Genomic DNA, 13,613 nt, shown 5'->3' on the forward strand with positions numbered 1-13,613 from the left:
ACATGGCCGATCGCATCCCACCCCGCCGCGGGCCGCAGCCCTCGGCCGCTCCCGAATCCGACGCGCCGGGCCTGCCGGCGCGTCGGCTCGCCGCGACCGTGATCGACGAGGTGCTGCGCGCCCGCGTCGCACTCGACGAGACGCTGGATCGCCTCGTCCCGGAGTCCGGGCTCGACGCTGCCGATGCCGGGCTTGCCCGCGCCATCGCGGTCACCGCCTTCCGCCGGCTCGGCACCATCCAGCACGCCATCAACGAGCGGCTGGAACGCGGCAGCCCGCGTCATTCCGGCCTGTTCGAGCCGATCCTGGCCGCGGCCGCGGCCCAGATCCTCTTCCTCGACGTGCCCGACCATGCCGCCGTCGACCTCGCCATCCGCCATCTGCACGAGGATCCGCGCTCGGCCCGCTACACCGCGCTCGGCAACGCCCTGCTGCGCCGTGTCGTGCGCGAGCGCGACGCGATCCTCGCGGATGCCGAGGCCACCCCCTTCCGCGACACGCCGGATTGGCTCGCCGCGAGCTGGCGCGCCGCCTATGGCGAGGAGGCCGCCACCGCGATCGCCTTGAGCCATCGCGAGGAGCCGCCGCTCGACGTCACCGCCAAGGCCGATCCGGCTGTTTGGGCCGAGAAGCTCGGCGGCATCCTGCTGCCGACAGGCTCGATCCGCCTGCGCGAGCGGCAGGCCATCGCGACCTTGCCGGGATATCAGGAAGGCGCCTGGTGGGTGCAGGACGCCGCTGCCGCTCTGCCGGTGAAGCTGATCTCGCCGGCACCGGGCGAGCGCATCGCCGATCTCTGCGCCGCGCCGGGCGGGAAGACGGCCCAGATCGCGGCGGCCGGCGCCGAAGTCACGGCGCTCGACCGCTCCGGGCCGCGCCTGCGCCGTCTCAAGGCCAATCTCGAGCGCCTCGGCCTCACGGCCGAGATCGTGACGGCCGATGCGACGAGCTGGCAGGCGGAACCCTTCGATGCCGTCCTGCTCGACGCGCCCTGCAGCGCCACCGGCACGATCCGCCGCCATCCCGACGTCGCCTGGACCAAGTCGGAGGAGGATCGCGACCGGCTCGTCGCCCTGCAGGCCAAGCTCCTCGATGCCGCCGCCGCCCTGACCAAACCGGGCGGCCAGCTCGTCTACTGCACCTGCTCGCTGGAGCCGGAGGAGGGCGAGGCGCAGATTTCGGCCTTCCTTACGCGTCATCCCCAGTTTCGTCGCGCCGGAGCGAGCCCTGCCGAAATCGGCGGTTTGGACGCCGTCATCGACGCAAACGGCGATATCCGCACCTTGCCGCAGCATTTGCCCGGGGAAACGCCCCGCCTGTCGGGATGGGCGGGATTTTACGCAAGTCGCCTGATCAGGCTATGACGGAAGCGGGATTCGCGCGGTGGGGACGCCGCGCCTCTTCCGGCATGGTCTGCGCGGCCTCGAGCTGCGCCGGGAACGGAGCTTTCGGGGGATTTGAGCGCCTGGTCTGAGCGTCGGGGATTGGCCCAGGCCGCGATCGGACGGGCGGCGCGGCGCACCCGTGGCCAGCTCGTCGGCGCGACGCGCAGGCTCTGGCCCTTCGGTCGCAAGCCCTCCTCCCGCCTGCTCTTCGCCCCGCACGACCTGCGCACGGCCGACCCGACCACGGCCGGCGATTTCTACGCGGGCTATTACGCCTTCGCCGGCCGCACCGTCCGCACACACGGCGAATCGCCCTTCGACATCGCGCCGCCGACCGAGGCCTGGGCCGAGGCACTCTACGGCTTCGGCTGGCTGCGCCATATGCGTGCCGCTGACACCGCCATCGCCCGCGCCAATGCCCGCAGCCTGGTCGAGGATTTCATTGCCCGGCGCCGCGACCGCAACGATATCGCGCGCCGGCCCGCCGTGGCCGCGCGCCGGCTGATTTCCCTGCTCTCCCACTCGCCGCTCCTGCTGGAAGGCGCCGATCACGCCTTCTACGAGCGCTTCCTGCGCCATGTCTCGCGGCTGACCGACCGGGTCAGCCTCGCGCTCGCCGGCGCGGTCGAGGGGGCCGACCGGATCAACGGGCTGATCGCCATCACCCTCGCCGCCATCTGCCTGGACGGTCAGGATGCCCGCCGCAAGCGGGCGGAGACCTTGCTCTCCGACGAGCTCGACGACCAGATCCTGCCCGATGGCGGCCATCTCTCGCGCAATCCGCGCCTGCTGATCGACTTCCTGCTCGACCTCCTGCCGCTGCGGGAAACCTTCGCCGCCCGTGGGCTGGAGCCGCCGCGCGGCCTGCTGACCGCGATCGAGCGGATGATGCCGCATCTGCGCCTGTTCCGGCACGGCGACGGCGCGCTGGCCCTGTTCAACGGTATGGGCACGACCCCGCCGGACCTGATGGCGACGCTTGCCGCCTATGACGACGCGCGCGGGCGCCCGACCGAGCATGCCGCCTATTCCGGCTACAGCCGGCTCTCCGCCGAGCGCAGCGTCGTGATCGTCGATGCCGGGGCGCCGCCGCGCGGTGGCTATTCCACCGAGGCCCATGCCGGCTGCCTCGCCTTCGAATTCTCCAGCGGCGCGCAACGCATCATCGTCAATTGCGGCGCGAGCCGCTTCGGCCCGCTCGAGCTTCGGCTGGCGGCGCGCAGCACCGCCGCCCATTCGACCCTCGTGCTCGACGATCGCTCCAGCGCGAATTTCGGCATGGTGCTCGGCGAGATGCGGGTCGTCTCCGGTCCGGCCGATGTCCGCGTCGCCCGGCAGGACGGCGCGGATGGGCCGGAATGGGTCGCCAGCCATGACGGCTATCGCCGCATCGGCGCGACCCATACCCGCCGCCTGCTGCTCGCCCGCGACGGTGCCTCGCTGGGCGGCGAGGATGAGGTGGCCCTCACCGGCACGCAGACGGCCCTGCCCGCCGCGGCCCGCTTCCATCTGCATCCGCATGTCCGCGCCAGCCTTGTCCGCGAGGGCACCGGCGCCCTGCTCGCGCTGGCTTCAGGCGAGGTCTGGAGCTTCGAGGCCGGCGGCCTGACCATCGCGATCGAGGAAAGCCTCTTCCTCGCCGCCGCCGATGGCCGCCGCAAGACCGAGCAGCTCGTCATCCCCTTCGATGCTGTCGCGACGCCACGGATCGCCTGGCGGCTCAGCCGCATCAGCGCCGCCAATCCCCGCGCCGGCCAGACGCTCGCCGCGGCCCTGGCCGAGCGACAGGGAACCCTGATCGATCCCGATCCCGAAGCGTGACGTCCCGGACGGCATTTTTTGCCTTTCGCGGCGCAGCATGATAGCTCGCGCGCGTCTGTCCAAACAGTCGACTGCCTGCTCCTGTCATTACAGCCGGACCTGATCCCGATGCCGAATGAGCTTCGCCGCGTCGAACGCGCGCTCCTTTCCGTTTCCGACAAGACGGGCCTGATCGATTTCGCGCGCGCCCTCCACAAGCTCGGCATCGCGCTGGTCTCGACCGGCGGCACCGCCAAGGCCATCGCCGAGGCCGGGCTGCCCGTCAGCGACGTCTCCGATCTCACCGGCTTTCCCGAGATGATGGACGGCCGGGTCAAGACGCTGCATCCCAAGGTCCATGGCGGCCTGCTCGCCATCCGCTCGCATCCCGAGCACCAGGCCTCGATGATCGGCCACGGCATCCAGCCGATCGACCTGCTCGTCGTGAACCTCTACCCCTTCGAGGCGACGGTCGCGGCTGGCAAGGCCTATGACGACTGCATCGAGAACATCGATATCGGCGGCCCCGCGATGATCCGCGCCGCCGCCAAGAACCATCACGACGTCGCCGTCGTGGTCGAGGCGGCCGATTACCCCTCCGTCCTCGCCGATCTCGAGGCGCAGAAGGGCGCGACCACGCTGACCTTGCGCCGCAAGCTCGCCCAGAAGGCCTATGCCCGCACCGCGGCCTATGACGCGGCGATCTCGAACTGGTTCGCCAATGAGCTGGGCGACACCGGCCCGGCCTTCCGCGCGCTCGGCGGCGCGCTCGCCGAGACCATGCGCTATGGCGAGAACCCGCATCAATGGGCGGCCTTCTACCGCACGCCGGAGAACCGCCCGGGCGTCTCGACCGCACGCCAGGTCCAGGGCAAGCAGCTCTCCTACAACAACATCAACGACACCGACGCCGCCTTCGAATGCGTCGCCGAGTTCGATCCCGCGGCTTCGGCCGCCTGCGTCATCGTCAAGCACGCCAACCCTTGCGGCGTCGCGGCCGGCGGCTCGCTGATCGAGGCCTATGAGCTCGCCTTGCGCTGCGACCCCGTCTCCGCCTTCGGCGGCATCGTCGCGCTGAACCGCAGGCTCGACGCCGAGGCCGCGAAGAAGATCGTCGAGGTCTTCACCGAGGTCATCATCGCGCCCGATGCCGACGAGGAGGCGATCGCCCTGATCGCCGCCAAGAAGAACCTGCGCCTGCTGCTGACCGGCGGCCTGCCGGATGTGCGCGCGCCGGGCCTGTCCCTGCGCACCGTCGCTGGCGGCTTCCTCGCCCAGTCGCGCGACAATGCCGTCGTCGACGACATGGAGCTCAAGGTCGTGACCAAGCGCCAGCCGAGCGAGCGCGAGCTCGCCGATCTGCGCTTCGCCTTCCGCGTCGCCAAGCACGTCAAGTCGAACGCGATCGTCTATGCCAAGGACCTCGCCACCGTCGGCATCGGCGCCGGCCAGATGAGCCGCGTCGATTCCTCGCGCATCGCCGCCTGGAAGGCGGCCGAGGCAGCGAAGGCCGCCGGCCTGCCCGAGAGCCTCGCCAAGGGTTCGGTCGTCGCCTCCGACGCCTTCTTCCCCTTCGCCGACGGCCTGCTCGCGGCGGCAGAAGCCGGCGCCACGGCGGTGATCCAGCCCGGCGGCTCGATGCGTGACGACCTCGTCATCCAGGCGGCGGACGAAGCCGGCCTCGCCATGGTCTTCACCGGACACCGCCACTTCCGCCATTGACGGCGGGGCGGGCCGCAGGACAGGCTACCCCGGTCGAGGCCTTCCAGAATTTAGCGCTGTCATCCCGGGCGAAGCGAAGCGCAGACCCGGGATCCAGGCCTGAACCTCTCTCGGAAGCGCTCCGGCATGGATCCCGGATCGGCGCCGCTCGCGCGGCTTGTCCGGGATGACGACGCGCTTGGGATCGACGGTTGGGCGAGGCATGAGATGACGCGAAATCCCAAGCCCGGCGCGCTGCTCAGGGAGCGCGTCGAACACCAGCATGCGCGAGTCTCCTACGTCGAGCTCTTCTTCGACCTCGTCTTCGTCTTCGCGATCACGCAGATCTCGCACACGCTGCTCGAGCATTTCAGCGTGCTCGGGCTGGCCCAGGCTGCCTTCCTGCTCGGTGCCGTCTGGTGGATCTGGATCTATACGAGTTGGGTGACGAACTGGCTCGACCCCGAACGGTCGCCAGTCCGGATCCTGCTCTTCGTCCTGATGTTCCTCGGGCTGGTGATGTCCTGCGCGCTGCCCGAGGCCTTCGGCGCGACCGGCCTCGCCTTCGCCGGCGCCTATGTCACGGCCCAGCTCGTCCGCTCGGTCTTCACGATGGTGAGCCTCAGGGACGCCTCGCCCGCGAACTACCGCAACTTCCAGCGCATCACGATCTGGCTGGTCTGCTCGGGCATCTTCTGGATCGCCGGCGGCTTGAGCGAAGGCCCGTTGCGCTTCGGGCTCTGGCTGATCGCGCTCGGCATCGAATATGTCGGCCCCGCCGCCGGCTTCCGGGTGCTTGGCCTCGGCCGCTCGCTGACCAGCGACTGGAATGTCGAAGGCGGGCATCTCGCCGAGCGCTGCGCCCTCTTCATCATCATCGCGCTCGGTGAATCCGTGATCATGACCGGCGCGACCGCAGCAAAACTGCCGCCAACAGCCGTCAATCTCACCGCCTTCCTCAATGCCTTCCTGAGCACGGTCGCGATGTGGTGGGTCTATTTCCATATCGGCGCCGAGCGGGCGAGCCAGCATATCGCCCATTCGGAAGACCCCGGCCGGATCGCGCGGATTGCCTATACCTATCTCCACGTCCTGCTGGTCGCCGGTATCATCCTCGTTGCCGTCGGCGACGAACTGGTGATCGCGCATCCCACCGGCCATACCGACGGCAGAACGGCGATCGCAGTACTCGCCGGCCCGGCCTTCTATCTGCTCGGCAACCTGCTGTTCAAACGGATCACGGCCGGCTGGTATCCCCTCTCCCATCTCGTCGGCCTCGGCCTGCTCGCGGTGCTCACCCCGGCCTGGACCGTGCTGCCGCCGCTCGGGTTCAGCCTGTCCGCGACCGCGATCCTGGTCCTGGTTGCGGCCTGGGAAGCGATCTCGCTGCGGGCGAAGGAAGCCTGACCTATGCATACCATCAAGGTCATCGGCATCGGCTTCGCGCTGCTCGGCATCCTGCTCGTCCTGGCGCCGCGCCTTTCGATCTCGGCGGGGAGGCCGATTCCCTTCGCGGTGAAGCTGTTCCTGCCGCTCTGGTTCGCAGGTGCGCTGATCAATCTCTGGATCGGCATCGCTCGGGCAGGCTATACCGTGATGGAGGAAGCGCCGATCTTCCTCATCGTCTTCGGCGTGCCGGCCATCGCCAGCTTGCTGATCCTGTGGCTGACCTCGCGAATTGCCCGATGAGCCTCGAATCCGTCCGCGCCTTCTTCGCCAAGCACGCTCCCGACATCGCCGTCATCGTGACGCCTGAGAGCAGCGCGACCGTCCCGCTTGCCGCGGCGGCCCATGGCGTCGAGCCCGGCCAGATCGCCAAGACGCTCTCCTTGCGCATCGGCGACGAGGTGATGCTGGTCGTCACCCGCGGCGATGCAAGACTCGACAACCGCAAGGCCAAGGCCGCGCTCGGCGGCAAGCCGCGCATGCTCGGCCAGGACGAGGTCGAGGCGCTGACCGGCCATCCCGTCGGCGGCGTCTGCCCCTTCGGGCTCGCCACGCCGCTCAAGGTCTATTGCGACATCTCGCTCAAGGCCTTCGACATCGTCGTGCCGGCAGCAGGCTCGACCCATAGCGCGCTGCGCATCACACCACAGCGCATGGCCGAGCTGACGCAGGCCGAATGGGTCGATGTCTGCCAGGAAGCGGCGCAGGCGGCAGCGGCAGAGTAGAACTCAGCCCTTGGTCCGCGCGATCAGCTCCATCGCGGCGGCCGGATTGCGCACCTTGTCGCCGCTGATCACATAAAGAAACACGTCGCGCTTCTCGGCCTTCGCCGCTGGCCCAATGGTTTCCAGCCCCTCCGGCACGCCGCCTTCCGCCCAGACCTTCGCGGCCTTCGCCCAACGCGCGAGGCCTGCATCTGAATAGCCTTTCGGCTCGGCCTCCTTCGTCCCCATGATTCGCGCATAGACGAAAGGCGCGGTCACGTCGGCGATCTGAGTGTAGTCGGCATCGGCGGAGGTGATCGCAGCGACGCCGTATTCGCGCAGCAGCGCGATGAAGTCAGGCGTCCGGAAGCTGTCATGCCGGACCTCGACCGCATGACGCAGCCTGATACCGTCCAGTTCCTTGGGCAGCAGCTTGAGGAAGGCTTCGAAATCTTCACGATCGAATTTCTTCGTCGGCATGAACTGCCAGTTGATCGGGCCGAGCTTGTGCCTGAGTTCGGTCAGCCCGCTGGTCAGGAATTTCTCGACCGAAGGGCCGGCCTCGGCCAGGACGCGCCGGTTCGTGCAGAAGCGCGAGCCCTTGAGCGCGAAGACGAAATCGTCAGGCGTCTCCTCGCGCCATTTGGCGAAGCTCTCCGGCTTCTGCGAGCCGTAATAGGTGCCGTTGATCTCGATGGAAGTCAGCTTGCTCGCGGCATATTCGAGTTCGCGCTTCTGCGGCAGGCCGTCCGGGTAGAAAGCCCCGCGCCAGGGCTCGAAGACCCAGCCGCCAATGCCGATATGGATCGCTCCCGCCGCGTTCGCCATGGTGTTCCTCCGAAGATGAGCGATTTTGCCTGCGACAGCGGGAGCGCGCCACCCGCTTTCGGACCAGAGCGGATGCTAAGGCGCCAGGCGCGCCAAAGCTGTCAGGATCGGGCGCGTCTGTGGACACCGTCGAGGGACGAGCCATGATCGCTTCATCGCGGATTGGAGCCTTCCGGATGCCGAATGAGGCGGATCGCATCAACCGACATGTCGGCACTCGACTCGGCCGCTGCGGCGCGACGGGCGACACAGGTGTCAACGTGACGGTGTCAGTTCCATCGAATAATTGGCGTCCAAATGCTTGAGGTAGAGGCTGAACAGCTGCGCCTGGGTGGAGATGTTCAGCTTTTCATAAGCATTCTTGCGGTGCGTCTTCACTGTCGCCAGCGAAATACCGAGTTGGGCGGCTATCGATTCCGACGAGTATCCGCGAAGGACGAACTCCAGCACTTGGCGCTCACGCACGCTGATCTTGCCTTCTCCAAACGCGGCCGGTCCGGCCGAGCTCGTCCGCTGTTCCGAGAGATCATCGCTGGCTCGATTGCGGCGCCAATAGCTGCCAAAGCAAGCGGTCAAGAAGGCCAGCTCGTCCTCGATCGCAATGAGGTCCGCGTCGCTGAAGTCGCCGTTGCTGCGGTAGCGGTATAGCGCGAACTCGACCGTCTCGTCTGGCCCGAGCCGGATGGCGACGTCGATCTCAGCCAGACCTTCCGGCCAATCGCGTGTCACATAGCCGATTTCTTCGTTGCTCGTGACCTTGATCCGGTAGTCATTATAGAACTCGCTTTGGAAGAATATATCGGGCGCGAGATCGCGAATGCGATAGACGCCCGAGGCCAGTCCGTTCCGTTGCGCCTGGAAGAATGGGTTCAGCGCATAGGTCTTCTGCAGATATTCGCGGATGCCCTGCTTGGCCTTGCCGCCCACGAAGTTATCGAAGACGTAGATCGGCGCGAGCTCGCGCCGGTGCACGAAGATCGTCGCGGCGTCGAATGCGACACGCTCGCCGAGATGGCTGACCAGCGCTTCTGGAAAATCGCTTCGGTCGATCGCCGTTACGAGCCGGGCCGCACGGTCGTTCATATCCCGCATACGTCTCCATCCGCTCTGCCGACGCTATCCCTCTCTGGGAGGATAGGCGAGATCGAGCCGCTGTCACTAAGAAGCAAGCACGAACGCAAGCCAACCACAGCGGATGACGCACATGAAATATGCACGCATGGTCATCGAGAAGGAAGCGCCGGAGGAGTACGGCTACGACCGGATCCGCTTCAACCTTTCGGAAAGCTCGATCCGCGACCAGAGCCTGCACGAGCTCGGCGCCACCTTCCCGGACCTGACGCTGTTCTACGGAGAACATCGCGGCGAGGCGGGGCTGCGCGAGCTGGTCGCGGGACAGGGCGCGGGGCTGACGCCTGACGATATTCTCATCACGGCCGGCGCAGCCGGCGCGCTTTTCATCATCGCCACGACGCTTCTGTCGCGCGAGGACCATCTCGTCGTTGTGCGCCCGAACTATGCGACGAACATCGAGACCCCCAAGGCAATCGGCTGCGAGATCAGCTATATCGACCTGTCCTTCGAGGACGGCTTCGCACTCGACATCGCACGCGTCGCGGCCGCGATCCGGCCCAATACACGCTATGTCAGCATCACCTGCCCGCATAATCCGACCGGCACCCTGATGCCGGAAACCGATCTTCGTCGCCTGATCGCGCTCGTCGAGGAGAAGGGCTGCCGCCTCCTCGTCGATGAGACCTATCGCGACCTGTCCTATGGCGAGCAGCTGCCGATCGCAGCCAGCCTGAGCAAGAGCGTGATCAGCGTTTCGTCCCTGTCCAAGGCGTACGGCATCCCGGGCATCCGCATCGGCTGGATCGTCACGCGCGATCCGGCGCTCTACGAGACCTTCCTCGCCGCCAAGGAGCAGATCGGCATCTGCGGCAGCGTCGTCGACGAGTGGCTCGCGCGCACGATGCTGGAAAAGCGCGACGCCTTCCTGGACGCGCTTTCGCCGGTCATGCACCGCCGGCTCGACATCATGCGGGACTGGGCGAAGAACGATCCGCTCATCGAGTGGGTCGAGCCCAAGGGCGGCGTCGTCTGCTTCCCGCGCATGAATGTCGGCGCCGATTTCGACTTCGACGCTTTCTACAAGACTCTGCTGGAGAAGCACGGCACCTATGTCGGGCCCGGTCATTGGTTCGAGATGCCGCGCAGCCATTTCCGGATCGGCTTCCTGTGGCCGCTCGAAGAGGAACTGCGCGGCGGCCTGGCTGCCATCTCGGCCGCCATCCGGGAGACGGCCCCCGGCCTCGTCGCCGCGGCCTGAGAGCCCGACGGCTCGCTGTTCAGGCCACCATCGCCCGCGCCATGGTGGCCAGAACCTCCTCGTGCAGCGTCGGGGTCGCGCAGGCGACGAAACGCGTGCCGGAGGTCAGCCCAAGCGGTCTGCCCTCCCAGTCGCTGATCGCGCCGCCCGCCGCACGGATGATCGGGACAAGCGCGCAATAGTCGAACGGATCATGCCCGCCCTCGATGCCGATATGGAGCGCACCGCTGGCGAGCCGGGCATAGCCATAGCAGCCCGCGCCATAGACGCACCAGGCGACACCCGATCGCACGGCCGCCACCCCGCGACGCTCCCTGTCGTCATAGGGCTCGGGGCTGGAGGTGAACAGCAGGCTCCCTGACAGGGTGCTGCGCTTGGCGGTCGTCACGACCACGCCGTTGCGCAGCGCGGGACTGCCGTCGGCGGCACTCCAGCGCTCGCCGGTCATGGGATGGTCGATGATGCCGAGCACGGGCATGCCGTTTCGCGTGAGCGCGATCAGCGTCCCGTAGAGCGGAATTCCGGCGATGAATTGCTTGGTTCCGTCGATCGGATCCAGAACCCAGACCCACTCGCTGTCGAGATTCGTGGGCGCGAATTCCTCGCCGAGAATGCCGTGCTCGGGATACTCGGCTGCGATCGCCGCGCGCAGGGCCGTCTCGATCTCGCGATCGATCGCCGTCACCGGACTGGCGTCGCCCTTGGTGTCGAAAGCGCGGTTCTCGCCCGCGACACGTCGCAGGATCGCGCCGCTGCAATCGGCGAGGCGGTGGGCGAAGGGCAGGAAGTCGGCAGGGTGGGCTTGGGCTGACATGGACGATCTCGCTGGGCGAAAGGCGGTCACCGCTGCGCATAACGACCCAGCCGCGCCTCCAGGCACGAGACCAGCGTCTGCATCAGGAAGGTCAGGGCCAGATAGATCAGCGCGGCCGCGATGAAGATCTCGTAGGGGGCGAAGGTCTCGGCGACGATAGAGCGGGCGACACCCGTGACATCGAGCAGCGTGACCGTGCTGGCGAGCGCGGTCGATTTCATCAGGCTGACGACCTCGTTGCCATAGGTCGGAAGACAAAGACGGGTGACGATCGGCACCGTGACCAGGCGCAGATGGTGGAAGCGGCTCAGGCCCAGCGCCCATGACGCCTCCTTCAGCCCCTTGCCGATGCCCAGCATGCCGCCGCGGATGATCTCGGCGACATAGGCGCCGTTGTTCAGCGACAGCGCCAGGCACATGCACCAGAACGGCTCGCGCAGGAACGGCCACCACGGCCCGCTGCGCACGAACTCTGCCTGCGGCAAGCCGAAATAGATCACGAAGAGCTGCACCAGCAGCGGCGTGCCGCGGAAGAAATAGACATAAGCCTCGGCCGGCCAGCGCAGAAAGCGCGTGGTTCGCGCCCAGCTCGTGACGATGGCGATCACGAGGCCGGAGACCAGCGAGATGCCGAGCAGCTGAAGGGTCATTCCGAGCCCCGCCAGCAGCTGCGGGAAACTCGTCAGCATGAGCGCGATGTCGAAGCTCATCGCGAGACCGTCATGAAATGGTTGGCCCGGCGCTCAAGATGACCAGTACCCAGGGTGATGATCGTCGTGAAGCCGAGATAGATCAGCGCGACCGCGAAATACATGGCGAAGGGCATGGAGTTGGTCGAGGCGGCCATGTCGGCGGTAAACATGATTTCCTGCAGACCGATCACCGAGATCAGGGCCGTGTCCTTGACCAGCGAGTTCATGTGATTGCCGAAGCTCGGCAAGGCGAGGCGCCACATCTGCGGCAGGCGGATCAGGAAGAAGACCTGCAAGCGTCTGAGACCCAGCGCCTGCGCGGCCTCGACTTGCCCGCGATCCACGCCGAGAAAGGCGCCGCGGAAGGTCTCGGTGGCGGCCGCTCCGACGATCAGGCTGATGGCGAAGGCGCCGGCCCAGAAGGGCGAGAGATCGACAAAGCGGGTCTGCGGCCAGACGAGCTTTACCAGCGCCGTCAGGGTCACAGCCGAGCCGAAATAGATCAGCAACAGCAAGAGGAATTCCGGCGTGCCGCGGAAAACCACCGTGTAGGCATTGGCGGCGGCCTTCGCGGCGCGGTTGCCCGACAGCTTGGCGCTTGCCCCCAGCAGCCCCCAGATCACGGTCAGGACGAGCGAGACCAGGAAGACGAGGAGGATGACCAATGTGCCTTGCATGAAGGCCCCGCTCCAGCGCCAGAGCTCCTCGAACATGGTGATCCTCTCGGGTGGCGGGGGCTTGGGATGCTCGGCAGGCGAGCGGCCGCCACAGCAGGCCGGGAGCCGAAAGGCCCAGCTTGCCGTGGCGAGGATCGTCTCAATTGGTCGAGGCGGGCTTCCAGTCGCGCGGATAGATCGGGAACGGGAAGTACTTCTTGCTGAACGTATCCAGCGTGCCGTCCTCGGTCATCGCGGCGATCGCCTTGTCGACCTTGGCGAGCAGCGCTTCGTTGCCTTTGCGCAGGCCGACGCCGGCACCGGCGCCGAACAGCTTGTCGTCGGAGACTTCAGGCCCGACGAAGCCGAAGCCCGCGCCGTCCGGCTTGCTGAGGAAGGCGTCATGCGCCTTCATCGGGTTCGTCATGATGGTGTCGACGCGCCCGGCCTTGATGTCGAGGAACAGCGCTTCGACGGTGTCGTAACGCATGACGTTGGCGCTCGGCATCTTGGCCTTCAGCCAGTCGTCATAGGTGGTCGAACGCTGCAGGCCGACCTTGATCGACTTGAAGCCTTCCGGATTGAGCGACCCGTCCGGGTTGAACAAGGCGAGCTTGGCGCCCGTGGGAGCGACGAAGCGACCGACCGAGATGCGATACGGGCGCGAAAAATCGAGCTTCTTCTGGCGCTCCTCGGTGATGCCCATCGAGGCCACGATGAGATCGAATTTGTTGGCGAGGATCGCCGGGATCATGCCGTCCCATTTCTGGCAGACGAACTCGATCTTGTCGCCGAGGCGCTTGCCGATCTCGTTGGCGACGTCGACGTCGTAACCGGCATAGGCCCCGGTCGAATCGCGATAATTGAACGGGAATGACGTGCACTCGATGCCGACCTTGAGCTCGTCAGCCTGGGCCGCCGTTATCCCTGCCGACAGCCCCATCATCGCTGCGAATAACCATTTGACGCTGATCTTCATGATTGTCCCCTTTTTCTTAGGCGGCAGTCACGGTGCGAAAGTTCGTTTCGAGCTGCAGCCGATACCCGAGACTAATCACCAGATCGGGAATGAACCTATCATCCCAGAGGTTGATGCACTGCAGCAGCCGGGGCACGTCCCGCCACGAGCTCTAGCTTAAGAGGTGTTCGACCCAGTCCGCGAAGACGTGGAGGCGACGCGACAGGCGCCTGCACCTCCGGCGTCGCCCCGGCGACCCTGTACAACGCATGACAGATTTAGCTTCATCGATCCGTT

13 protein-coding genes are annotated in these 13,613 nt (G+C 66.8%); 7 read left to right on the forward strand and 6 right to left on the reverse strand.

The window, feature by feature from the left end:
• Window positions 1-2: 2 nt before the first annotated feature.
• From IED13_RS11060 to IED13_RS11085, 6 genes are all read left to right on the forward strand, one after another.
• On the forward strand, window positions 3-1,364 hold the full coding sequence (locus tag IED13_RS11060; RefSeq protein ID WP_191124207.1) for an RsmB/NOP family class I SAM-dependent RNA methyltransferase: 1,362 nt from the start codon (window positions 3-5) through the stop codon (window positions 1,362-1,364).
• Between the two features lie 93 nt (window positions 1,365-1,457).
• Window positions 1,458-3,206, forward strand: a complete 1,749-nt coding sequence (locus IED13_RS11065) for a heparinase II/III family protein (protein ID WP_191124208.1) — start codon at window positions 1,458-1,460, stop codon at window positions 3,204-3,206.
• Between the two features lie 108 nt (window positions 3,207-3,314).
• Window positions 3,315-4,907, forward strand: a complete 1,593-nt coding sequence (gene purH, locus IED13_RS11070; protein WP_142022755.1) for a bifunctional phosphoribosylaminoimidazolecarboxamide formyltransferase/IMP cyclohydrolase — start codon at window positions 3,315-3,317, stop codon at window positions 4,905-4,907.
• A 207-nt stretch (window positions 4,908-5,114) separates the two neighbouring features.
• Entirely contained in the window at window positions 5,115-6,293 is a 1,179-nt protein-coding gene (locus IED13_RS11075) for a low temperature requirement protein A (RefSeq protein ID WP_191124209.1), read from the forward strand.
• A 3-nt stretch (window positions 6,294-6,296) separates the two neighbouring features.
• On the forward strand, window positions 6,297-6,575 hold the full coding sequence (locus IED13_RS11080; protein ID WP_191124210.1) for a hypothetical protein: 279 nt from the start codon (window positions 6,297-6,299) through the stop codon (window positions 6,573-6,575).
• A complete protein-coding gene (locus IED13_RS11085) occupies window positions 6,572-7,057 on the forward strand; it encodes a YbaK/EbsC family protein (protein WP_191124211.1) in 486 nt (161 codons plus the stop codon). Before IED13_RS11080 ends, IED13_RS11085 begins: the two co-directional genes overlap by 4 nt.
• A gap of 3 nt (window positions 7,058-7,060) precedes the next feature.
• On the opposite strand, the gene IED13_RS11090 is transcribed toward IED13_RS11085, so the two are convergent.
• Together IED13_RS11090 and IED13_RS11095 are read right to left on the reverse strand one after the other, a co-directional pair.
• On the reverse strand, window positions 7,061-7,864 hold the full coding sequence (locus IED13_RS11090) for a DUF72 domain-containing protein (protein ID WP_191124212.1): 804 nt from the start codon (window positions 7,862-7,864) through the stop codon (window positions 7,061-7,063).
• 255 nt (window positions 7,865-8,119) lie between these two features.
• Entirely contained in the window at window positions 8,120-8,947 is an 828-nt protein-coding gene (locus IED13_RS11095) for a helix-turn-helix domain-containing protein (RefSeq protein WP_191124213.1), read from the reverse strand.
• Window positions 8,948-9,068: 121 nt separating this feature from the next.
• Between IED13_RS11095 and IED13_RS11100 the strand changes: the two genes are divergently transcribed.
• On the forward strand, window positions 9,069-10,196 hold the full coding sequence (locus IED13_RS11100) for an aminotransferase class I/II-fold pyridoxal phosphate-dependent enzyme (protein ID WP_191124214.1): 1,128 nt from the start codon (window positions 9,069-9,071) through the stop codon (window positions 10,194-10,196).
• A 19-nt stretch (window positions 10,197-10,215) separates the two neighbouring features.
• Here the strand turns inward: IED13_RS11100 and IED13_RS11105 are convergent, their stop codons facing one another.
• The 4 genes from IED13_RS11105 to IED13_RS11120 form a co-directional block, all read right to left on the reverse strand.
• Window positions 10,216-11,010 carry an inositol monophosphatase family protein gene (locus tag IED13_RS11105; RefSeq protein ID WP_133561031.1) on the reverse strand — a complete coding sequence of 265 codons (795 nt, stop codon included), beginning with the start codon at window positions 11,008-11,010 and terminating at the stop codon, window positions 10,216-10,218.
• Between the two features lie 26 nt (window positions 11,011-11,036).
• On the reverse strand, window positions 11,037-11,720 hold the full coding sequence (locus IED13_RS11110) for an ABC transporter permease (protein WP_191124215.1): 684 nt from the start codon (window positions 11,718-11,720) through the stop codon (window positions 11,037-11,039).
• Window positions 11,717-12,415, reverse strand: a complete 699-nt coding sequence (locus tag IED13_RS11115) for an ABC transporter permease (RefSeq protein WP_112761630.1) — start codon at window positions 12,413-12,415, stop codon at window positions 11,717-11,719. The genes IED13_RS11110 and IED13_RS11115 overlap by 4 nt, the downstream gene beginning before the upstream one ends.
• A gap of 103 nt (window positions 12,416-12,518) precedes the next feature.
• Window positions 12,519-13,337, reverse strand: a complete 819-nt coding sequence (locus IED13_RS11120; protein WP_038362701.1) for a transporter substrate-binding domain-containing protein — start codon at window positions 13,335-13,337, stop codon at window positions 12,519-12,521.
• Window positions 13,338-13,613: the final 276 nt, after the last annotated feature.

This window comes from Allobosea spartocytisi, assembly GCF_014764685.1.
GTDB classification, from domain to species: domain Bacteria; phylum Pseudomonadota; class Alphaproteobacteria; order Rhizobiales; family Beijerinckiaceae; genus Allobosea; species Allobosea spartocytisi.